The organism is Bradyrhizobium sp. Ken01, assembly GCF_055807355.1.
The window spans coordinates 66695-87936 of sequence record NZ_JBVVPC010000003.1; the positions used below are offsets into that span (position 1 = coordinate 66695).

The 21242-nt window shown below is 60.1% G+C and carries 19 protein-coding genes and 1 pseudogene; 15 read left to right on the forward strand and 5 right to left on the reverse strand.

The genetic code is table 11. The features are described from left to right. Positions 1 to 9: 9 nt before the first annotated feature. The 4 genes from AC0L3S_RS04210 to AC0L3S_RS04225 are packed head-to-tail and all read left to right on the forward strand — an operon-like array spanning position 10 to position 3243. Entirely contained in the window at positions 10 to 702 is a 693-nt protein-coding gene (locus tag AC0L3S_RS04210) for a D-sedoheptulose-7-phosphate isomerase (RefSeq protein WP_473257967.1), read from the forward strand. Continuing rightward, on the forward strand, positions 699 to 1829 hold the full coding sequence (gene hypD / locus AC0L3S_RS04215) for a hydrogenase formation protein HypD (protein ID WP_473278183.1): 1131 nt from the start codon (positions 699 to 701) through the stop codon (positions 1827 to 1829). Before AC0L3S_RS04210 ends, hypD begins: the two co-directional genes overlap by 4 nt. Next, positions 1826 to 2893, forward strand: coding sequence for a hydrogenase expression/formation protein HypE (gene hypE / locus AC0L3S_RS04220; protein WP_473257961.1), 1068 nt, complete (start codon positions 1826 to 1828; stop codon positions 2891 to 2893). The genes hypD and hypE overlap by 4 nt, the downstream gene beginning before the upstream one ends. Next, a complete protein-coding gene (locus AC0L3S_RS04225; protein WP_473257958.1) occupies positions 2887 to 3243 on the forward strand; it encodes a hydrogenase maturation nickel metallochaperone HypA/HybF in 357 nt (118 codons plus the stop codon). The genes hypE and AC0L3S_RS04225 overlap by 7 nt, the downstream gene beginning before the upstream one ends. Positions 3244 to 3287: 44 nt before the next feature. On the opposite strand, the gene AC0L3S_RS04230 is transcribed toward AC0L3S_RS04225, so the two are convergent. After that, the gene (locus AC0L3S_RS04230) at positions 3288 to 3533 is read right to left on the reverse strand and encodes a hypothetical protein (RefSeq protein ID WP_473257955.1); all 246 of its coding nucleotides are present in this window, start codon (positions 3531 to 3533) and stop codon (positions 3288 to 3290) included. A gap of 24 nt (positions 3534 to 3557) precedes the next feature. Here AC0L3S_RS04230 and hypB point away from each other — a divergent pair, with 24 nt between their 5' ends. From hypB to AC0L3S_RS04245, 3 genes are all read left to right on the forward strand, one after another. Beyond that, on the forward strand, positions 3558 to 4223 hold the full coding sequence (gene hypB, locus AC0L3S_RS04235) for a hydrogenase nickel incorporation protein HypB (protein ID WP_473278184.1): 666 nt from the start codon (positions 3558 to 3560) through the stop codon (positions 4221 to 4223). Positions 4224 to 4387: 164 nt separating this feature from the next. Next, complete coding sequence (locus AC0L3S_RS04240) at positions 4388 to 5101, forward strand: HoxN/HupN/NixA family nickel/cobalt transporter (RefSeq protein ID WP_473257951.1); 714 nt, start codon at positions 4388 to 4390, stop codon at positions 5099 to 5101. Between the two features lie 217 nt (positions 5102 to 5318). Next, complete coding sequence (locus AC0L3S_RS04245) at positions 5319 to 7433, forward strand: TonB-dependent receptor (protein WP_473278185.1); 2115 nt, start codon at positions 5319 to 5321, stop codon at positions 7431 to 7433. A gap of 187 nt (positions 7434 to 7620) precedes the next feature. Here the strand turns inward: AC0L3S_RS04245 and AC0L3S_RS04250 are convergent, their stop codons facing one another. Then, entirely contained in the window at positions 7621 to 8661 is a 1041-nt protein-coding gene (locus AC0L3S_RS04250) for a LacI family DNA-binding transcriptional regulator (RefSeq protein ID WP_473278186.1), read from the reverse strand. 174 nt (positions 8662 to 8835) lie between these two features. Between AC0L3S_RS04250 and AC0L3S_RS04255 the strand changes: the two genes are divergently transcribed. The 6 genes from AC0L3S_RS04255 to AC0L3S_RS04280 all read left to right on the forward strand — a co-directional run bounded on the left by AC0L3S_RS04255 (position 8836) and on the right by AC0L3S_RS04280 (position 16470). Next, a complete protein-coding gene (locus AC0L3S_RS04255) occupies positions 8836 to 9591 on the forward strand; it encodes an SDR family NAD(P)-dependent oxidoreductase (protein ID WP_473278187.1) in 756 nt (251 codons plus the stop codon). A gap of 111 nt (positions 9592 to 9702) precedes the next feature. Then, on the forward strand, positions 9703 to 11436 hold the full coding sequence (locus AC0L3S_RS04260) for an ABC transporter permease (RefSeq protein ID WP_473278188.1): 1734 nt from the start codon (positions 9703 to 9705) through the stop codon (positions 11434 to 11436). A 28-nt stretch (positions 11437 to 11464) separates the two neighbouring features. Continuing rightward, positions 11465 to 12538 carry an ABC transporter ATP-binding protein gene (locus tag AC0L3S_RS04265; RefSeq protein WP_473278189.1) on the forward strand — a complete coding sequence of 358 codons (1074 nt, stop codon included), beginning with the start codon at positions 11465 to 11467 and terminating at the stop codon, positions 12536 to 12538. A 103-nt stretch (positions 12539 to 12641) separates the two neighbouring features. Next, positions 12642 to 13712 (forward strand): ABC transporter substrate-binding protein, encoded by a 1071-nt coding sequence (locus AC0L3S_RS04270; RefSeq protein WP_473278190.1) that lies wholly within the window; start codon positions 12642 to 12644, stop codon positions 13710 to 13712. Positions 13713 to 13769: 57 nt separating this feature from the next. Next, entirely contained in the window at positions 13770 to 14618 is an 849-nt protein-coding gene (locus AC0L3S_RS04275; RefSeq protein WP_473278191.1) for a sugar phosphate isomerase/epimerase family protein, read from the forward strand. Positions 14619 to 14670: 52 nt separating this feature from the next. Further along, complete coding sequence (locus AC0L3S_RS04280; RefSeq protein ID WP_473278192.1) at positions 14671 to 16470, forward strand: FAD-dependent oxidoreductase; 1800 nt, start codon at positions 14671 to 14673, stop codon at positions 16468 to 16470. A gap of 185 nt (positions 16471 to 16655) precedes the next feature. Here the strand turns inward: AC0L3S_RS04280 and AC0L3S_RS04285 are convergent. The 3 genes and pseudogenes from AC0L3S_RS04285 to acuR all read right to left on the reverse strand — a co-directional run. After that, a pseudogene (locus AC0L3S_RS04285) lies at positions 16656 to 17031 on the reverse strand (PLP-dependent transferase); the annotation flags it as partial. Between the two features lie 94 nt (positions 17032 to 17125). Continuing rightward, complete coding sequence (acuI, locus tag AC0L3S_RS04290) at positions 17126 to 18109, reverse strand: acrylyl-CoA reductase (NADPH) (RefSeq protein ID WP_473278193.1); 984 nt, start codon at positions 18107 to 18109, stop codon at positions 17126 to 17128. A 9-nt stretch (positions 18110 to 18118) separates the two neighbouring features. After that, complete coding sequence (gene acuR, locus AC0L3S_RS04295) at positions 18119 to 18793, reverse strand: acrylate utilization transcriptional regulator AcuR (RefSeq protein WP_473257901.1); 675 nt, start codon at positions 18791 to 18793, stop codon at positions 18119 to 18121. Between the two features lie 245 nt (positions 18794 to 19038). On the opposite strand from acuR, the gene AC0L3S_RS04300 reads away from it, so the two are divergent. Beyond that, on the forward strand, positions 19039 to 20034 hold the full coding sequence (locus AC0L3S_RS04300) for a Bug family tripartite tricarboxylate transporter substrate binding protein (protein ID WP_473257898.1): 996 nt from the start codon (positions 19039 to 19041) through the stop codon (positions 20032 to 20034). An 18-nt stretch (positions 20035 to 20052) separates the two neighbouring features. Next, positions 20053 to 21231: an acyl-CoA dehydrogenase family protein gene (locus AC0L3S_RS04305; RefSeq protein WP_473278194.1), complete on the forward strand. Its 1179-nt coding sequence runs from the start codon at positions 20053 to 20055 to the stop codon at positions 21229 to 21231. Positions 21232 to 21242 lie beyond the last annotated feature (11 nt).

A 21242-nucleotide genomic window follows, 5' to 3' on the forward strand; every position in this document is an offset into this window, starting at 1 on the left:
GGTCTCACCATGTCCAACGAGAGCGATCTCACGGCACTTTACCCGTTTTTGCACGGACAACCTCAGTCACCGGCGCGGTTAGACGCGGCGCTCCTGCATTCGGTCAATGAGAAAGCTCGCGACTCCCGCGAGACCAACTCCCGCTTCTTCGACGAGCAGGGGCCGGTTCTGGTTGCCGCCGCCAAGGCTCTAGCCCACGTCTACCGGCGGGGCGGCCGGCTGTTCTCGATGGGCAATGGCGGGTCAAGCTGCGATGCTTCCCATGTGGCCGTGGAATTTGTTCATCCCATCACTGCAGGGCGGCCGGCGCTCGCCGCGACCAATCTCGTTGCGGACCTCGCAATGATCTCCGCCGTTGGCAACGATCTCGGCTTCGAGCACGTCTTTGTCCGTCAGCTGTTGGCGCAGGGAAAAGCCGGTGACGCGTTGGTTGGCATTTCCACCAGCGGCAATTCTACCAATCTGATGGCCGCGTTCGCCAAAGCCAGGGAGATTGGCATCGTCACGATCGGCCTTGCGGGCGGCGACGGCGGCAAGATGAAATCGTCAGGTCTGGTCGACTTCTGCCTAGTGGTGCCAACGACATCCATCCACCGCGTCCAGGAATGTCACGTGGCGGCCTATCATATCTTGTGGGATCTCGTGCACACGCTACTGGCGGACGACCGCGGATCAGCCACCACGAAAGGGGCGGCAGCATGAAATATGTCGATGAATTTCGCGATTCTGAAAAGGCTGGCTTTCTGGTCCGGGAAATCGAAGCGCTGGTCTCAACCATGACGCTGCCGCCCGACAGGCCAATTTATATCATGGAGGTCTGTGGCGGTCACACGCATTCAATCTTCCGCTACGGCCTCGAGGGCATGTTGCCCAAGGAGATCGAACTGATCCATGGACCGGGCTGCCCGGTTTGCGTGTTGCCTATGGGACGCGTGGATGATTGCGTGTCGATTGCAGAGAACCCTGGCGTCATCTTTGCAACTTTCGGCGACGCCATGCGGGTTCCGGGTTCGAAGAAGAGCCTGCTGCAGGCGAAGGCCGATGGTGCCGACGTTCGGATGGTCTATTCGCCGATGGATGCGCTGGCGCTTGCCCGCAAGAACAGGGATCGCGAGGTCGTTTTCTTCGGGCTCGGGTTCGAGACCACGATGCCATCGACGGCGTTGACCGTCCTGCAGGCAGAAGCCGAGGAAATTACCAACTTCTCGGTGTTCTGCAATCACATCACCATTGTTCCCACAATCAAGGCCATCCTGGACAGCCCGGGCCTCCAGCTCGATGGCTTCCTTGGACCCGGTCACGTCTCAATGGTGATCGGCACAACTCCCTACGAATTCATCGCCAATTTCTACCGAAAGCCGATGGTGGTGGCCGGTTTTGAGCCGCTCGATATCCTTCAGTCCATCTGGATGGTGTTGAAGCAGATCAAGGATGGCCGCAGCGAGGTTGAAAATCAGTATGCCCGCATCGTTCCGAATGGCGGAAATGCAGCCGCGCTGCAAGCGGTCTCACGCGTCTACGAACTGCGTGAGTTCTTCGAATGGCGCGGGCTTGGCTCCATCGACCACTCCGGTGTTAAGCTACGCGAAAAGTATGCTGGCTACGACGCTGAGCGAAAGTTCGCCATCCCCAACTTAAAGATCGCCGATCCGAAGTCGTGCCAGTGCGGCGAGGTGCTCAAGGGCGTTATCAAGCCGTGGCAGTGCAAGGTATTCGGCTCGGCGTGTACGCCGGAGATGCCGCTCGGGTCGTTGATGGTTTCGTCCGAGGGCGCCTGTGCAGCCTATTACCAATATGGCGGCCAGAAGAGCTACAAGGAGGCAGTATGAACGTCGCGCCGTTCATTCACGCTCGGAAGCTCGGCAAAGTCAGTGTCGATAAGGTCACGCTTGCCCACGGTGGTGGAGGCAAGGCAATGAAGGATCTGATCGACGACGTGTTCGTCGCGGCTTTCGACAATCGTTCGCTCGCGCCCCTAGAAGACCAGGCTCGGTTCAGCCTGGCCGAACTGGCTGGCTATGGAGACCGGCTCGCTTTCACGACGGACTCCTTTGTAGTTGATCCGTTATTCTTCCCCGGCGGCGATATTGGAGAACTTGCGGTTTGCGGAACGGTCAACGACCTCGCGGTCGGGGGAGCGAAGCCGCTATATTTATCGTGTGCAGTGATCATCGAGGAGGGGACGAGCATCGAGCTCTTGCGCCAAGTTGCGCGCTCGATGGCAATGACCGCCCAAGCAGCCGGCGTTGTCATCTCCACCGGCGACACCAAGGTGGTGCAACGTGGCGCGTGCGACAAGCTGTTCATCACCACCACGGGGATCGGCGTGATCCGCAGAAACCTCGAACTCGAAGTCGGCAACGCCAGGCCAGGCGATGTGGTGATGGTCAATGGTTTGCTCGGTGACCACGGCGCAGCGATTTTGTGCGCGCGCGGGGACATGGCGCTTGATTCGACGATCGAAAGCGATTGCGCCTGCCTTCATGGCCTGATCGAAAGACTTTTAGAGGCGGCACCCGAAGTTAGATTCATGCGCGATGCGACGCGCGGTGGATTGGCGACAGTACTCAACGAGATCGCCGAAGCCTCCCAGGTTGCGATTGAGATCGACGAACGCGCCACTCCTATTCGCGAGGAGGTGAAGGCCTTTTGCGAAATACTTGGCCTTGATCCGCTTTATCTCGCAAATGAGGGGAAGATTGTGGTGATCACGCCTCCCGAACAGGCCGATGCCGCACTCTCAGCCATGCGGGCTCACCCGCTGGGCGCGGGGGCCGCAGTCGTCGGCAGGGTCAAACGGGGAGAGCCAGGGCGTGTCACCATGCGCACCGTGTTTGGCGGACAGCGGATCGTCGACATGTTGGTGGGCGAGCAATTGCCGCGGATTTGCTGAGGCTGCTCATGCACGAACTAGGTATTACTCGCAACGTTATCGCGATCGTTGGCGACGCCGCCAAGGGCCGTCGGGTTCGCCGCGTCAATCTTGATGTTGGCGAATTGTCCGGCGTGATGCCGGACGCGATCGCCTTCTGCTTCGAGACGGTTGCCCGGGGGACGATGCTGGAAGGCGCAACGCTGGAGATCAGGAGGATCGAGGGACGCGCCCGCTGCGATTCTTGTGGACTGGAGTTCGTCACCCGGACTCTGTTCAGCGCGTGTAGCTGCGGTTCGCGTCGGCTGACGCGATTGCAGGGCGAAGAATTGAACATCAAGAGCATGGAACTGGAAGAGGAGGTCGCTTGATGTGTGGTCATTGCGGATGCGGAGACAAGCGAGGCGCCACAGTCCTAAATCTTCAGACCGGGAAGGAAATCGATATGAGCGGCCATTCCCATCACGATGATCATAGCCATGAGCATGCGCAGCACCTGAAACATGAACATTTGCTGGGCGATGGTGTCATGCATAGTCACGATCACCACCACCCCCATGACGGTCTCCACGACCATCATCATCTCCACGATCATGTTCACGCCGATGGCACACGTCATAGCCATAGTCATGCAGCCCACGATGATCACAGCGTGGAGCATCGACACGATCACGCTGGGGGCAGCGTGATCGAGCTGGAGACACGGATCCTCGCAAGGAATGATGCGCTGGCGGCCAAAAACCGGGCATGGTTTGCGGGTCGCGAAATCCTCGCGCTCAATCTGGTCAGCTCGCCGGGTTCGGGCAAAACGACGCTGCTGGAGCACACGATTCGCGACCTGTCTGCCGAGCTAAAGATCTACGTGGTCGAGGGCGATCAAGCGACCGCCAATGACGGTGAGCGAATTCGGGCCGCAGGAGCACCGGCGGTGCAAGTCAACACCGGCACGGGGTGCCATCTCGAGGCCGACATGGTTGCCCGCGGGTTGCGCGAGCTGCAACCCGGGGCGGGATCAGTGGTGATGATCGAGAATGTCGGCAATCTGGTGTGTCCTTCGATGTTCGACCTCGGAGAGCGCGCGAAGGTTGTGATCCTCTCGGTGACCGAGGGCGAAGACAAGCCGCTGAAATATCCCCACATGTTCCGTGCTGCAGAGATCATGATTTTGAATAAACTCGATCTGCTGCCGCATGTCGACTTTGATGTCTCGCGGGCGGTGACTAATGCGCGGACTGTTAACCCGGACATCGCGGTGTTTCAGCTTTCAGCGCGAACCGGCGAGGGACTTGGCGATTGGTACGACTGGTTGCGCCGTGAATTGAGCAAGGCAGGCGAGGCTGTGTTCGCCTAGAGCATTGATTGCGCCGACTAGGTCCTCGCTTCAATGTTCTGCTCTGACGCTTCTCTATCGCAGATGGATATACGCGATCTGCGCGAACGTTGATTGTTGTGCGAACGGCCGGCTGTTCCCCGATATGCAACGGGGTATGTCTGCCACAGACCGCGGAGGCGCAGATGTTCGGGATTTTGGGGCTGGGATTCCTGCTCGGCATGCAACATGCGCTGGAAGCGGATCATATCGCTGCAGTCTCCAGCATCGCAGCCCGGCGTACCAATGTCGGCGATATCGTCAGGCATGGGCTGACCTGGGGATTCGGACATACGCTCGCCCTTTTCGTCTTCGCTGGTGTCGCCATCCTGCTAGGCCACGCGATCCCCGAAAGCCTTGCGCTACCGCTCGAAACTGCCGTTGGCGTGATGTTGATCGGTCTGGGCATCAATGTTCTCTGGAAGCTATGGCGTGATCGCGTTCATTTTCATCGCCACGGACATTTCGACGGAACAAAGCACACTCACGTTCATAGCCATCGGAATGAAAGATCGATAGATCAGCAACGCGCGCATACCCATGACCACGGGTTTCGCTGGCGTTCGTTGCTGGTGGGGCTTGTCCATGGGATTGCCGGTTCGGCCGCGTTGCTGGTGCTCGCGGTATCGCAAATCAGCAATCCCGTTTACGGAATGCTGTACGTCGGGCTGTTCGGCATCGGGTCGATGTTTGGAATGGGCTGCCTTTCGATCATCATCGCCGTGCCGCTGGCAATCTCGGCCCGGTGGCTGACGTGGACCAACCGCGCGATCCAAGGTGTCGTTGGCGCTGTTACAATCGGTCTGGGGGCTCTGACTGTCTATACCACGGCAATCGCTTACAATTACGCGACAACCTAGGCGGCATCCGCTTTGGCCCGGCATGAGTGGAGCTATTCGTGTTTGCGAGCTCTGTCGGTCTCTATGCACTGCTGTTCTAGAGGTGCGTCAGAGTGGCATTGTGAGAAGTGACCGGACGAAGCAATTCCTGCGGCGATTGGTCTGCTCGGCAGCTTTCGTTGCCCTAACCGGTCCGGCAGTGCCCTCGGCGGCGCAAGAGCTTGCGGTGGCTCAGCCAATGCAGCTTCCTCCGGTCACGGTGACGTCGCCGGATGTCGCGCCGCGCAGGCGGACTGTCGGGGCAAAAGCGGCGCAAAATAGGGCATCGCGAACCAGGAATATTGTGCCGCCGAATCAGCCGCAAACAGGCAGTGAAGGCACTCGCGGGGGCATGCGGGGTGCATCGTCAAGCCCCGTGGGAGCTCTTCAGTCCGCCGCCGCGAGCGCCTTGCTTGTGAGCGGTGAGCAGGTGAATGCCATTCCGTTCTCGCGGCCAGGCGAGGCGCTGGAGGTCGTTCCTGGACTGATCGTCACGCAGCATTCCGGCGAAGGCAAAGCCAATCAATATTTTCTGCGGGGCTTCAATCTGGATCACGGTACGGACCTCGCGATCAGTGTCGACGGCATGCCTGTCAACATGCCAACGCACGGACACGGGCAGGGCTACGCCGACATCAATTTCCTGATCCCCGAGCTGATCCAGTCGGTTGGCATCCGCAAAGGTCCATACTTCGCGGACGTCGGCGATTTCGCGTCCGCTGGCGCGGTCAGCGTCGACTACATGAGCAAGCTGCCGAAAAACATCGCGGAGATGACCTTTGGTGATTTTGGGTATCGCCGAGCGCTGGTGGCGGGTTCCACCGCGGTGGGCGACGGTACACTGCTCGCCGCTGCCGAGAGCAGCAAATACGGCGGTCCCTGGGACGCGCCGGACAAGGTGCGGAAGATCAACAGCGTCTTGCGCTATAGTCAGGGTATCGCGACCGACGGATTCACGTTCACTGGAATGGCCTACTCCAACGGCTGGAATTCGACTGATCAGATCGCGCAGCGCGCCGTCGATCTGGGTGTCATCGGCCGCTTCGGCTCGCTCGATCCGACCGACGGCGGCACCTCCAGCCGCTTCAGTCTCTCCGGCAGTTGGGCTCGTTCAGGCGAGTACGGTCAAAGCAATATCAGCGCCTATGTCGTCCGTTCTGAGCTACAGCTCTTCAACAACTTCACCTATGTCCTCGATGATCCGCTGAACGGCGACCAATTCAGCCAACTCGATCGTCGCACACTCGGCGGCTTCGATGCGCGGCATGCATTCGACTGGCGTTTCGGTGGGTTCGAAACACAGACCCGTTTTGGCGGGCAGGGCCGCCACGACCATATCCAGGTCGGCCTATTTGGGACCGAGCAGCGCGCATGGCTTTCCACCGTACGCGCGGACCGCGTGGAGGAAGGAAGCGTCGGCATCTGGATGGATAGCACCACGCGCTGGGCCGACTGGTTGCGGACCACTGTTGGAATTCGCGAGGACATCTTTGCCGGACGCGTTCTCAGCGACACGCCGCAGAATTCTGGTAACGCCCAAGCGTCGATGATGAGTCCGAAAGCTGGCATCGTGTTTGGACCCTGGTTCAAGACCGAATTCTACGGCAATGCCGGCTACGGCCTGCACAGCAATGATATCCGCGGCGCCACCATCAGCGTTGATCCCCGCGATAAGGTAACCTCGCTCGATCGTGTTCCGCTCCTGGTGCGCTCGCGTGGCGCCGAGCTGGGTATCCGCACCAGGGCCATCGATGGCCTTACCAGCTCGGTCGCAGTGTTTGTGCTCGACTTCGACTCTGAACTCCTGTTCGTCGGCGATGCCGGAACGACCGAACCCAGCCGGCCAAGCCGACGTGTCGGAGTGGAGTGGACCAATAGCTACAAGCCCGCGCCCTGGCTGACCTTCGACCTTGATCTTGCCTATACCCGCGCGCGCTTCAGCGATCTCGATCCCACGGGCGACCGCATTCCTGGTGCCCCGGCCTGGATCGCCAGCGGCAGCATCATCGTCGGTCGTGAAATAGGCTGGTTCGGCGCGCTGAAGGCGCGCTATTTCGGCCCCCGTCCATTGATTGAGGACGATAGCGTTCGTTCGGCTTCCTCGCTGATCTTCAATGCGCGCGCAGGCTACCGATTTGACAATGGTGCGCGATTGCAGCTGGACGTGCTCAACCTGTTCGACGCCCAGACCAACCAGATCGAATATTACTATCTATCGCGGCTACCGGGTGAGCCGATCGGCGGCATCGCCGACCGTCATGTGCATCCGGCCGAACCGCGAGCCTGGCGCGTAACGCTGGCGTCGGCGTTCTAACCGACATCAAAGCTTCAATTCGTTAGCTGAAGTCTGCTTCGGAGCTCCTGCCTGAGAGCTGCGCTACATTTAATCGAGGGAACGTCAGCATCGCTGATTGCGAAGCTTGGATCTGACCTGTGCATGTCAGCGGCCCGCGCGGACTGGCGACCGTTCTTAGGCAGGCATCGCCTATGATACGACGACCTTATACAAGCCTCGGCTTGAGGGTGCTGTCGCGCTCCCTAATCTGGAACCCAACGTCTATCCTGTTTGATGGAGAAGGCTCTCCATTGATTCGTTGCAATAGAACGTTCGCAATCTTTCGCCCCATGCCGACGCGATCGACCTGCACGGTGGTTAGAGTGGGGATAACGGATGATGCGATCGGCAGATCGTCGAATCCTGCAATCGCCAATTGCTTGGGTACTGCGATGCCGCGCCGCTGACATTCGAGAAGACCTCCGACCGCCATCACGTCGGTCGCAAAAAACAGTGCATCGATCGCATCGGAGGATTCCAGCGCCCAGGCGACGGCATCCGCTCCGCCTGAAAAGCTGTTCTCACATTCGATCACCAGTGCAGGCTGAGTATTCTCTCGGTCGTTGCACGCAGCACGATAACCTGTCAATCGATCTCCGATGCGATCATTTAGATCACGCTTGACGGTCACGTGCGCGATACGCCGATGGCCGCGCGATGCAAGCATCAGGGTCAGCTCCCTGGCCGCTGCAAAGTTCGAATAACCAACGACTGTGTCGATCGGATCGTCGGTCAGATTGCTCCCTTCGATGACCGGTATGCTGCTCGCGCTCAGCAACTTACGGGTTTTCTGGGAATGCCATGTGCCGGTCACGTAGAAAGCGTCGGGACGCCGCGCGAGGAACGTCGCGACGATCTTTTCCTCCATCTCCTGCGAGTAGCCCGATGAGCCAATCATGACGGTCACTCCGTGCTCATGGAGAACTTCCGTCATTCCCTGAATGACCTCGGAGTGTTGGGAATATCCAATCACCGGAATGATCGCCGCGATGACGCCAGTGCGGTTGGCGGCGAGGCCGCGGGCCACGAGATTGGGCACGTACCCGAGTTTGCTGATCGTCGCCAAAACCCGGTCGCGTGTTTCCGGGGCGACGTTTTGGGAGCCGTTGAGGACCCGGGATACGGTTCCGGCCCCGACTTTGGCGTGGCGGGCAACATCGGCGATGCGAATGGCGCCTTTGACGATCTCCTGGCTCAAACTTGACACCTTCAATCCCGGCGGAAACCGGCTTCCACCGAATCCGCACGGTAGGGTATGGAAGCGCTTCCAAAAAGGCTTGACTCCGAGAAATAAGCCAAATAGTCATTATGGAAGCGCTTCCACCGTAGAGAATAGCGCAGGAAAGGCGCCAGCTGGCGGCTTAAGGGAAGAAATGAAATCATGACGGTCACTGCCACGCGTAGGAATCTTGAGGGGCAAACCGCCATTGTCACTGGCGGTGCCCGCGGCCTTGGTCTGGCCATTGCGCAGCGACTATCGGCCGAGGGATGCCGGATCATCCTTTGGGACTTGGATATCCCAGCCTTCGATGGATCGACAGCCGGCTTCACGCCGGTGCTCCAGCAAACGGTCAATGTCGCGGATCTGGCCGCGGTTCAGCTTGCTTTTCAGGATGCGCTGGCTGCTGCGGGCTCAGTTGAGATTTTGGTCAACAATGCAGGGATCAATGGTCCGATCGCTGCCGCCTGGGAGTACCCGATTGAAAGTTGGGATCGCGTCCTCGCCATCGATCTGACGGGCGTGTTCTATTGTTGTCGTACGGTGGTCCCTCACATGCGTGAACGGGCTTACGGCCGTATTGTTAACGTCGCTTCGATTGCGGGCAAGGAAGGCAATCCCGGCGGCAGTGCTTACGCCGCTGCGAAAGGCGGCGTGATTGCCTATACGAAGTCGATTTCGAAGGAGCTCGCGAAATCTGGCGTGCTGGTGAATTGCGTCGCGCCGACTATGGCGGAGACCGAGTTGCTTCGCGAGATGACCCCCGAATTTATCTCCACGATCAAGGCAAAGATTCCGATGGGGCGCTTCATAACGGCTCCCGAAGTGGCCGCGATGGTTGCGTTTGCCGTAGGTCCTGATTGCAGCTTCACCACCGGCTTTACATTCGACCTGACCGGCGGTCGCGCGACTTATTAGACATGACTGTGGATTTGCTGAGCCGCAGCTTCAGCCGGCGCGGAGCAATTAAGAGCAGGCAGATCGAACTTCGCGACCCTGCAATGTGATGTTTCTCGTGAGGCCGAACATATGATGCTTTCCACCTCCACGATAGCACAGCGATCGGCCCCAGGGAGGGTCCGAAACGTCTTCGCCCCGACACCATCGCGCGTCCTCGTGCAGAGAGGTTGGCTGACGCTGTTCTGCGCGATTCTTGCCATTTTTGCGCTGATGCCGCTCGTCGCCCTCGTGCTCCGCGGCTTCTTAGAGTCGCAGGATGGACGCACAGTTCTTTCATTCGAAGCGCTGCACGCCGTCCTGAGAGAGCCAGGCTATTGGATGGCGACGTGGAATACCGTCGTGATCTCTCTTGGCGCGATGGTGCTCGCAACGGTGATTGGTGTCGTTCTAGCGTGGTGTCTGGTGCGAACCAATGTTCCGTTCGCGCGCACGCTCGAGCAGTTGGCAACGCTGCCAATCTTCATTCCGCCGTTCATTGGTGCCTTTGCCTGGGTCTTGATCGGCGCGCCGCGGGTGGGGCTGTTCAATCTGCCCGTACGCGGTCTCGGGCTCGGCGAGCCAATCGATATATATACCTACGCCGGCATCATCTGGACCACAGGCATCTACATCGCACCCTATGTCATGATGATCGTGGCGGCGGCGCTAAGAAACATGGATCCGAGCCTGGAAGAGGCAGCACAGGTGTGCGGGCTCAGTCGCGTACGCACTATGCTGAGCGTCACGCTCCCGGTGGTTGCCCCGTCGATCCTTTCCGGAGCCGTTCTCGCCTTCGTCATCAGCATCGGGTTGTTTGGCACGCCGGTGCTCCTCGGCATGACGAAAGAGATCTATCTGATCACGTCGCGGATTTACCTGGAATTACAGCATTTTCCTCCGAGCTTCGGGATCGTTGCGGTGCTCGCGATTTACTTGATGTTCATGTCGACGGTCGCGAACATATTGCAAAGCATTGCACTGCGTGGGCGTTCCTTCGTCACCGTAACTGGCAAGGGGTTTCGCCCCAAAATAATTGAGCTCGCTGGCGGTCGCTATGTCGTGGCAGCGATCATTTGGTTCTACCTCACGCTTACCGTCATTGGACCAATCGTCATAATCACCGCGGCAGCTTTGTCGACTTTTACGTGGTCGGGCCGGTTCACATCGGCCAACATTGCGTATCTGTGGCAGTCAGAAGATGTACGGGCGACAATCGTCAACAGCCTGCTGATCACGGTCATCGCCGCAACAGCGGCAACGGTGCTAGGGCTGGCGGTTGCCTGGATCACGACGCGGACCCGGATGTGGGGACGTCGGCTCGTTGAACACGTGGTGCTATTGCCGATGTCCGTTCCAAGCCTTGCGTTCGCGCTTGGAGTCAGTTTCTTTTGGCTGTGGATGCCGTTGAGCATCTACGGGACGATGTGGATCATCATCGTAGGCCTCATCGGTCGCTATGTGAGCTATTCCGTTCGCACCATCACCAGCAGCCTGATCCAAATCCATCCGGAACTTGAGGAGAGCGCCCGCATCTCCGGATTCGGTTGGGGCAATACGATGTTCCGCGTGACATTGCCTCTGGTGATGCCGGCAATCATTTCGAGTTGGGTCATGGTCTACAGCATTTTCATCTCTGAGCTGTCGATGGTGCTTCCTCTTTATACGGCGGAAACGCGAACGTTATCCATCCTCAGCTTCGATACCTGGGCCGTCGGTGAATTCTCTATGGTTGCGGCACTTTCATTGCTGCAACTCGTCATGGGCGTGGGCGTCATGTGGACCGTGACACTCGTAACAAAGCAGCGGCAGGTCGCGGCGGTTTGACCGTGATGCTCCACGAGAGAGGTACGACATGAGCGTTCGAGTGGAAGGACTGACGAAAACATTTGGTCCATTACGCGCGATCGACGATCTGAGCGTAGGTTTTCAAACCGGAAAGATCTCGGTGTTGCTGGGAGCCAGTGGTTGCGGCAAGACGACGACACTCCGCTGCATCGCCGGGCTGGAGCGGCCGAACGGCGGTTCAATCATCATCGACGACGATACGGTTTTCAATTCCGACCGCGCCGTTGATGTCCAGCCGGAGAAGCGGCGTCTTGGTATGGTGTTTCAATCATATGCGATCTGGCCGCACCTGACAGTTGCCGGCAACGTCGCCATGCCGCTGCGAGCTCAAAAGCTGGGCAAGGGCGAAATTGAACGGCGTGTGCAAGACACGCTCCGGATCGTCGGCTTGAGCGATCAGGCCGAAAAGAGCGCTATGAAATTATCGGGCGGCCAGCAGCAACGGGTCTCGATTGCCCGGTGCCTCGTCGGCAATCCTAGGCTTATCCTGATGGATGAGCCTTTGAGCAATCTCGATGCGCGGCTTCGTGTCGAGATGCGCCATGAGATTCGACAACTGCAGCAACGGATCGGCGCCACGATCCTGTTCGTCACGCACGATCAGGAAGAGGCGATGTCACTGGGTGACGAGATCTTCCTCTTCAGCAAAGGCAAAGTGGTCCAGAAGGGACCGCCGGAGGAGCTATATTTCCGACCAACGGCTCGCTATGTCGCAGAATTCCTGGGCAAGGCGAATCTGTTTCGAGTAGCAGTACGCCCGAATAACGATGGGGCGAGTGTCGCCGCATTGCCCTCCGGTGAAATCATTTCAAAAGGTCCGATGGCGAATGCGTCCTCGCAGCGCGATGCCTTGTGCATGGTGCGGCCAGAATCCTGGCGCGTGGCGAAGGGCGCCGGTTCCGGGCTCCCGGCCAACGTTCAAGAAGTCACGTTTGTCGGCGACCGGCGCGAGCTACGCGTCGACACGCCGATAGGACCGCAATTGGTTGTGACTCACGGATACGAACGGTTCGCCATCAACGATCAGCTCTCGCTCTCTATCGCTCCCGAGCATATCCATCTGTTCGGCAGCGAGGTGTAAGCGCGACGTGGCTTTGGAGTGCTCCGCGTCCGGGCGCCGTAAGTATCAAGCGGAGCGGACAAGACAACAATTGATCATACGAAAACTTAAAGGGAGAAGATCAATGGGAATGAAAAGGGCCGGCTACAAGGTACTTCACAGTTTGGCAGTCGCAGGTGTCCTCAGCGCACTGGGTGGATTGTCCACTGCTAAGTTGGCCTCCGCAGCAGATGCGGCGCTTGCCGCGGCAGCGGAAAAGGAAGGCCAATTGGTCGTCTACGGCGATCCATTCACCGTCCCGTTGTTGCTCAAGGCGTTTGGCGCCAGATACCCGAAGATTAAAGTAACGTCCGCCACCGGTGATGCGTGGCAGATATACAACCGCTTTGTCGCCGAGAACGCAGCTGGAAAGCCGTTGTTGGATGTGATGTATCAGGCCGAGGATACCGTCATCACGGCGAAAACTTCGGGGTACCTGGCGGACTTTACCAGCGATGAAGCCGGAAGCTTAAGCAAGCTGGGACTTCCACCAGGCGGCGGCTATGTTCGCGGCAATGGAAACCTCATTCTGTTTGCCTACAATCACGAATCCATGGCTAACAAGCAAGTGCCGAAGGATTGGACGGATTACATCAGCCCACCGACTGAATGGGATGGCCTCGGCGCCATGTCGAATCCGGGCTCGTCCTCGGCGACGTTCGCGACCGTCGCAGCGATCTATCAGACATTCGGCCCTGAAAAAGGCAGCGCCATCCTAAAAGGCTTCCGCAGCGCCAAGGGTGAATTGAACCCGTCCATGGGCGTGATGGCCACGAAACTGCAAACCGGCGAAAGGCCGCTTGACTTCTTCAACATCACGACCGCGATCTCAGGCATCATCGCCAAGGGAGCTCCGGTCACGATGGCAGTGCCGGTGTCCGGCGGCGTCGCTCAGTTCAACGCAATTGGCCTCAGCAAAAACGCACCACATCCAAATGCCGCCCGTCTGCTGGCCGATTTCGCACTGAGTCACGAGATGCAGACGATCTTCGCCGAAGCCGGTGTTTATCCGGTGCGCAATCGCGTTACGCCGCCAAAGGGGCTGCCGGTCCTGGCCGAGGTCAAGCTGCTGAACCTGGATCTTGAAAAGGCACTCAAGGACCGTGACACCATCTTGAACTGGTGGGCGGCAAGCACTGGCTTTAGCTATCGCTAGGGGCGGGCAGCAGGGCAACCGGCAACCGAAATCATCGAGCCGCTGACGGAATTGAATATGAAGAACGAAGTTACACTCGATCGGGTCTCGGTCGCGAACCTTACTGCCGGTCGCGTTGATCCAGTCGAATTCATTGAAGGCGCCGCAAACAGTGGCTTCGGTGCGGTGGGGCTCCTGCTAATGAGCGCCACCGCGCATCCGCTCCAGCACGAGGTTGTCGGACGGCCTGAGGTCGTTCGCAAAGTCAAATCTGCCTTGAAGGCCCACAACATGCGCGTATTCGACGTCGAAGCGTTCATTCTCTCGCCGGCCAGCGATTTTGAAAAGTTTCGTCCTGCGCTTGAAGTTGGAGCGGAACTGGGTGCCACTCACATTTCATCGATTGGCACAGAGGTGATTGGCAATAGCGCATATCTCGAACCGGCACAGCGTATCGATCTGTTCGGGCGCCTCTGCGACGAGGCGGCCCGGTTCGGCCTGCATGTCGGGGTCGAGTTCATGCTTTACCGCGATATTGCCACCTGGAAGGACGCGCTCGATTTAGTCGAGGCTGCGGGCCGTTCGAATGCTGGGCTGATTATCGACACCCTGCATCTATATCGCGCGGGTGGCACGCCGCAAGACGTCGCGGGCATTTCCGCCAACCGTATCGCCTATGCGCAGCTCTCCGATGCAGTTCAAGTCTCTCCCGAACTGAAAGATCTGCCGACCGAAGCCCGCGGTTCGCGGCTGCATCTTGGAGCGGGGAGCATGCCGCTTCATGAACTAGTGGACGCGCTTCCAAAAGCGACGCAGCTCGTAATCGAGACGCCGATTGCGGCAGAAGCGAATTGGTCGACCATCCGGCGCATTCAGTCCGTCGCCGGTTCGTCCAGAAGGTTCTTCGAACGGCATGCCGCGAGGTAACACGTCCCAGGGCGGGCGTGCGTGCTCTTGAATTCATCACAAGCCAACGCAAATGCGCGATGAGAAGGATGCCGCCATGCCCATCAGGTCAGAGGAAAGCCAACCGGATGAGTGTGATGTGCTTGTGATCGGCTCAGGCGCCGGCGGCTTGTCAGCGGCTGTCACCGCGGCATGGCACGGCCTGAAGGTGATCGTCGTCGAGAAGGAAGCTGTGTTCGGCGGCGCAACGGCGTGGTCAGGCGGCTGGATGTGGGTGCCAGGTAATCCGCTTGCCCGCCGTGCCGGCATCCACGAAGACCCAGAGGCTCCACGCACTTATCTCCGCAACGAACTCGGCAATCGATACGTCCCGGCCAAGGTAGATGCGTTTCTCGATGCAGCACCACGCATGGTCGCGTTCTTTGAGCGTCACACCAAACTTCAGTTTGTGGATGGCAACGCCATCCCGGATATGCATGGCGCGACGCTAGGGGCCGCAACAGGCGGCCACCAGGTCTGCGCGGCGCCTTTTGACGGACGGAAGCTCGGTGCTCTATTCGGCAAGCTCAGGCGGCCGCTGCGCGAAACGTCCTTTCTGGGATTGCCGATCATGGCGGGCGCGGATCTCGCAGCCTTCATGAGCGTCACGCGCTCGGTTCGCTCGATGCTCCATGTCGCGAGACGGGTTGGTCGCCACCTCCTCGACCTTGCACTGTTTGGCCGGGCGACTCAACTCGTGAACGGCAATGCATTGGCCGCGCGGCTCGGCCTCTCAGCCGCGGACCTCGGCGTCGAAATCCGCGTGTCGGCGCCCGCAAGGCGTCTCATCGTCGAGGCTGGTGTGGTGACAGGTGCGATTGTCGGTGGTCCGAACGCCGATTACGCTATCCGCGCGCGTCGTGGGACGATTCTGGCGAGTGGCGGCTTTCCGCATGATCTGGAGCGCCGACGCGAGCTGTTCGGCTACACGCCCTCGGGAGAAGAACATTGGTCGGTCACGCCGGACTCTGTCTCCGGCGACGGTCTGCGTCTCGGTGAAGGGGCAGGCGGTGAAGTAGATAGATCCCTCGCTTCCTCGGGCGCTTGGTGCCCGGTCTCGCTGGTCCCTTATCCGGATGGGAAGGTGGGGCGCTTTCCCCATATCATCGAACGGGCGAAGCCCGGCATTATTGCGGTCTTGGCCGACGGTCGCCGGTTCGTGAACGAGGCCGACGGCTACTACGATTACGTCAGCGCCATGATCCGTGAAACGCCGCCGGGTCGGGAGGTCGCCTCGTGGCTAGTCTGCACCCGCAGCTTCCAGCGACGGTACGGTCTCGGCATCTCGCGGCCGGCTCCCTTGCCCGTCTCGCCCTATATTCGATCCGGATACATCAAGGTCGGCCGAACGCCGGAAGAATTGGCGCGCGCCTGCGGCATCGATCCGGAAGGCCTGTGCCGGACGCTCGACGGATACAATCATCACGCGCGACTGGGCGAGGATCCCGCCTTCGGACGCGGCTCGACGCCCTTCAACCGCAAGGGGGGCGATGCGAACGTGAAACCCAATCCCTGCGTCGCACCGATCGAAATCGGACCGTTCTACGCTGTGAAGGTGCTGCCCGGTAGCTTCGGCACGTTTGCCGGCCTGAAGACGGACGAACACACCCGGGTTCTCGACTGTGAAGGCCGACCAATACCGCGACTGCACGCGGTCGGCGCCGACATGGCGAGCGTGATGGGCGGTTACTACCCTTCGGGTGGCATCAATCTCGGTCCGGCAGTGACCTTCGGCTATATTGCCGGCCGGCATATCGCTGGCGCGATCGGTGACGATGATGCAGCGACAACCATTCGCCACGGCCTCGATGATCGGCAATTATCCTCGAGCTGAGCTGGAAAGAGGATATCAGCTTTCAGAAAAGGCCGGAGAGCTTGCCTGGGAGCCAGTATCGGGATCCGTGATGCGAACTTCAACGGCGGACAGGGAGCGGCCCACGGAGCCGGGGATGCGCGGTCCTTCGTACGGATTGGAGGCGATCATGCCACGGTCTTGATACCGAACCGGGGTAAACCCTACTCGGTCATGGTCGTCGTATTCGAATACAGCGGGCGATGAACGATGAGTTCGTCACCCTGAGACAGTAGCGAAAGGATCAACGCTCCGAAGGCAGCCATCCCCGATGCGAATACGACTGCGTCTTCGGCGCCTTCCAGGCTCGCCAAGCGGGATTCCAGCAGCGCGGTCGTCGGATTGAACTCCCGCGCATACAGCTTACCTCCTAGTGCGGCCGCCGCATCAGTTCGGCGACGCTGTCGAAGGCAAAGGTTGAGGTCGTGTAAATGGGAGGGGATACCGCGCGGGAGTGACGGCAGGGTCGTACTCATGGTGGATCGCTCGCGTCGAGAACCCGAGCAGGGGTTCCTCGCTTGCAGTTCGTTCCGAAGCGGCCATCGTTTCGAAATCTCCCGTTTGGGTGGGCCGTAGTCGTCGTCTGGTTTCGACGCCCGGCCCGCTACAGTCGCATCGCAGTTTTTCGGGGTCGAAGTCACCTATTGACGTCGACGACCGTGCGCCCGCGCACTTGGCCACTCATGAGGCGCTCCGCGGAGGCGACGACGTCACTCAGACCGATTTCGACCGCTGATGTCTCCAGATCGGCCTCGGTGAGCAAGGCGGCAAGACGGTCCCAGGCTTCGACGCGTTCCGCCTTCGGGCGCGTCACGCTGTTGATGCCGAACAGGGCGATTCCGCGCAGGATGAAGGGGGCAACGCTTGCGGGAAAGTCCAAACCTTGCGCCATGCCACAAGCTGCGACGGCTCCGTCCGCTTTGATGCCGGCGCACACGTTGGCGAGGGTGTGGCTGCCTACCGAGTCGATCGCGGCGATCCACCGTTCCTTCTGCAGCGGCTTGCCTGGTTGCGACAATTGGGACCGGTCGATGATCTCGTTTGCGCCCAGGCTCTTGAGGTACGGCTCTTCGTCGGGTCTTCCAGTCGAAGCCACGACGCGAAATCCGAGCTTGTGCAACAGCATGATCGCGATGCTGCCGACGCCCCCGCCGGCACCGGTCACCAGCACGTCGCCCGTGCCAGGGCGGATGCCAAACTTCTCGAGGGCGATGACCGATAGCATCGCCGTGTAGCCGGCGGTGCCGATGATCATCGCCCGGCGGGAAGGCATCGAATCCGGCAGCTTGATCAACCAGTCGGCCTTGACGCTGGCTCGCTGGGCCAGGCCGCCCCAGTGTTGTTCGCCGACCCCCCAGCCGTTGAGAACGACCCGGTCTCCCGGCGAGAAGGTCGAGTCGGAACTCGACGAGACCAGACCCGCGAAGTCGATCCCCGGCACCAGCGGGAAGGATCTGATGATCGGACCCTTGCCGGTGATCGCAAGGCCGTCCTTGTAGTTCAGGGTGCTGTACTCCACGTCGACGGTCACGTTTCCTTCGGGAAGGCGAGCCTCGGGCAACTCGGCCACCCCGGCGCGGTATCCTTGCTCGTCCTTTTCGATCAAAACGGCTTTGAACAATTTGAACTCCTATTTCACGTTTCTTTTGGACCGCGGCTTCGCCCCGTCCGGGCGCGGGAGACCGGCGACGAAGCCGGAGATGAAGGTATCGAGCGGCACGCCGTTCCTGACGAGGCGCGCCCGCATCACCGCCCCCTCCCAGCCGATCCAGAAGAACTCGGCCAAGGCATCGCAGTCCGCGGCATCTCCGATCTCGCCGGCGTCGCGCGCGAGTTCCAGGCAATGCGCCACCTTCCGCTGCCAGCCCTTGATGATTTCGTCCAAAGCGGACCTGTAATCGTCGGGTAGCGCCTCGACTTCCTGGCTGAGATTTCCGACGAGGCAGCCGCGCGTGTAGCTGTATTTCGCCATACCTGCCTTGGCGTCTTCGACGAAGGCTCGCATGCGTGCCAGCGGCGCGAGCCTCTCGTCGTTGAGGGCGCGGTCCAGCTTGTGCCGGAAAAAGGAATCGTACTCCTTCATGATTTCGCGACCGTATTCCGCCTTGCTCTCGAAGTAATGGTAGAACGAGCCCTTCGGCACGGTGGCGCGGCGCAGCAGTGCGTCCAGGCCCGTGGCGGCAAATCCCTGTTGAGTCATCACTTCCATTCCGCAACGGATCAGAACGTCGCGTGTCGGCGAGTATCCGATGTCGTGTCGCCGCGCCTCGGCCGGTTGGCGGCGATTATCTGAAGATTTTGCCATTTGTGTCCTCAATAGACCGATCGTCTAGAACACAAAAGCCGAATTTGAGCAAGCATGGAACCGCAATACCTGACGAACTGGAGACCGAAATAGCGCTGAAAATGCCGAAAAATGCTGCAAGTGAAAGCTTTTTTCGCAGTTTTTGCCGAGTCGTTGTGCGGTTATGCGTCGCGTTACGTCAGTTTCATACTTGACACAAAGTGTCCTTGGTTCGAAGGTTGGCCATTCTTCGAGAGAGGTGTCGCATGTTTCGCTTGTTCCGAAAAGCCGCGTCCATCGTCGTCGGCGTGGCTGTTCTTTGCGTCGGACATATCGCCGATCCGGCCGAGGCGGCCGATGTTTATCCCTCCACCACGATCAAGCTGGTCGTCGGTTTCCCGCCTGGAGGTCCGACGGACATCATTGGCCGCGTGATCGGCCGCCTTCTCTCGAAGGAGTTGAACCAGACCGTCATCATCGAGAACAACGGCGGTGCCGGCGGAATGATCGCCGCGTCAAACGTTTCCCGCGCGAAGCCCGACGGGTACACGCTCCTCGTCGCGGTGGAGTCCTCGAATACTCGCGCCAAGGCGCTCTATGCGTCTGTGCGCTATGATCAGCAGAAGGGCTTCACCTACATCCGGAAGGTCGCGAAGCAGCGGAATCTGCTCGTCGTGAACCCGACTTTTCCCGTGTCCAGCGTACCGGAGCTCGTCGCTTATCTGAAGGCGCACCCGGGAGAAGTGAACTTCGGCGGTACGTTCGGGGCGACATCCCACATTGGTGGCACGCTGTTCGATATGGCCTACGACACGAAAATGTCGTTCATCAACTATTCGGGCGGCAATCAACCGATAGTCGATTGCATGTCGGGGATTTTACAGGTGGGCTTCTTTACCGAAGCCACGATCGGTCAGCAGGTCAAGGCCGGCACCCTCAAGGCGCTCGCGGTGACGTCAGCCGAGCGGTCGCCGGCCTTCCCGGATCTGCCGACGATCGAACAGGCGGGTGGCAAGCCTATCGATATCTCCCCGTGGTTCGGGGTCGCGGGTCCGCCGGGCCTCCCCGCCGACGTCGTCGCCAAGGTTGGCGCTGCCCTCGACAAGGCTTCGAGTGATCCAGAGTTCCTGAAGCAACTGGAAACGATCGGCGCCACCCTGATCACCGGTTCGACGGTGGAGAGCTTCACGTCCGATGTCGGAAAGGAAGAGGCCTACTGGAATAAGTGGGCCAAGGATATCGGGGCGCCTCTGCAGAAGTAGCCCGCCGAAGGATAACCCATGGACTTCTATCAGCAGTACGACGCTCATCTTTCCGCCGACGAGCGCGATCACGTGGCGACGGCACGGGCATTTTGTGCCGGTGCCTTTTCCGAGAGCGTCTTGGCCGCGCACATGGCGGGCGAGGCGTTTCCGGAAAAGTGGATTGCCGAGTGGGCAGAGCTCGGCATGCTGGGGCTTCAGGCGAAGCGAGTTCACGGTGGTCTGGAAGCGTCCTACATCTGCAAAATCCGGGTCGCGCAGGAAATGGCGCGCCACGGCTTCGCGGCGGCGTTCTGCCTGAACCATCACCAGGGCGGAGCGACGCGCCTTTCCCAGACAGGTGCGCCGATCCAGATCGAGCGATTGTTGCAGCCCGCGCTGCGCGGGGAGCTTCTCCTGACGACGGCCATGACCGAGCCTGCGGGCGGGAGCGATGTCTCCGCGCTTACCACGACGGCCGTTCCGGTCGACGGTGGCTGGGCTCTGAGCGGCACCAAGGCCTGGATGACGGACGGCCTGCTGGTCGGAGGCTTGATCGTCCTGGCCCGCGTGGGCGATGCGGCGGGGGCAGGGGACATCGCCAGTTTCTACGTGCCGTTCGGTGAGGCCAATACGGTCCGGCGAAGCGAGATCGTCGTTCCGGGAGCGCGTTCCTTCCGCCTGGCCGAGGTAGCCTTCGACGCTCACTTCATTCCCGAGTGGTGTCTGATCGCAGCGCCGGGCGCTGCTCTCAAGGCATCGATGGCTTCCGTCAACGCGGCTCGCGTCCACGTGGCCGCCATGTGCGTCGCGACGCTGCATGCGGCGCTGTGCGAGGCGGTCGACTACTGCGAGGGCCGGCAGGCCTTCGGAAAGCCGCTGACCGGACATCAGGGCCTGCGCTGGGAGCTCGCGGAGGTGTCGGTTCGGCTCGAGGCCGCCAACGCGCTCGTCTTCCGCGCCGCCGAGCAGATACAGATCGGCGGGAATCCGGTCGCGCTCGCCGCGCAAGCCAAGAAGTTCGCGGTCGATACGGCGCTGTGGGGCATCGATCAGTGTGTCCGGATCGTGGGCGCGACCGGCGCCAGCGCGGCCCACCGTCTGAACATGCATTTCGCCGAGGTCCGGATGGCGGCCTACGCCGACGGCACCAACGAGATGCTGCTCGATCGGGTCGGTCGCGGCCTGTCGACGACGTACCCCAAGTCAATCCCGTAGCAAACACGGCG

Bases quoted from the DNA above. Each gene is read 5' to 3' on its own strand.
- AC0L3S_RS04280 (WP_473278192.1), top strand. From the start codon at position 14,671: ATGCGCGATGAGAAGGATGCCGCCATGCCCATCAGGTCAGAGGAAAGC.
- AC0L3S_RS04265 (WP_473278189.1), top strand. From the start codon at position 11,465: ATGAGCGTTCGAGTGGAAGGACTGACGAAAACATTTGGTCCATTACGC.
- acuR (WP_473257901.1), bottom strand. From the start codon at position 18,793: ATGGCAAAATCTTCAGATAATCGCCGCCAACCGGCCGAGGCGCGGCGA.
- AC0L3S_RS04260 (WP_473278188.1), top strand. From the start codon at position 9,703: ATGATGCTTTCCACCTCCACGATAGCACAGCGATCGGCCCCAGGGAGG.
- hypD (WP_473278183.1), top strand. From the start codon at position 699: ATGAAATATGTCGATGAATTTCGCGATTCTGAAAAGGCTGGCTTTCTG.
- hypE (WP_473257961.1), top strand. From the start codon at position 1,826: ATGAACGTCGCGCCGTTCATTCACGCTCGGAAGCTCGGCAAAGTCAGT.
- AC0L3S_RS04275 (WP_473278191.1), top strand. From the start codon at position 13,770: ATGAAGAACGAAGTTACACTCGATCGGGTCTCGGTCGCGAACCTTACT.
- AC0L3S_RS04305 (WP_473278194.1), top strand. From the start codon at position 20,053: ATGGACTTCTATCAGCAGTACGACGCTCATCTTTCCGCCGACGAGCGC.
- AC0L3S_RS04245 (WP_473278185.1), top strand. From the start codon at position 5,319: ATGCAGCTTCCTCCGGTCACGGTGACGTCGCCGGATGTCGCGCCGCGC.
- AC0L3S_RS04255 (WP_473278187.1), top strand. From the start codon at position 8,836: ATGACGGTCACTGCCACGCGTAGGAATCTTGAGGGGCAAACCGCCATT.
- AC0L3S_RS04270 (WP_473278190.1), top strand. From the start codon at position 12,642: ATGGGAATGAAAAGGGCCGGCTACAAGGTACTTCACAGTTTGGCAGTC.
- AC0L3S_RS04230 (WP_473257955.1), bottom strand. From the start codon at position 3,533: ATGCTCCACGCTGTGATCATCGTGGGCTGCATGACTATGGCTATGACG.
- AC0L3S_RS04210 (WP_473257967.1), top strand. From the start codon at position 10: ATGTCCAACGAGAGCGATCTCACGGCACTTTACCCGTTTTTGCACGGA.
- AC0L3S_RS04240 (WP_473257951.1), top strand. From the start codon at position 4,388: ATGTTCGGGATTTTGGGGCTGGGATTCCTGCTCGGCATGCAACATGCG.
- AC0L3S_RS04300 (WP_473257898.1), top strand. From the start codon at position 19,039: ATGTTTCGCTTGTTCCGAAAAGCCGCGTCCATCGTCGTCGGCGTGGCT.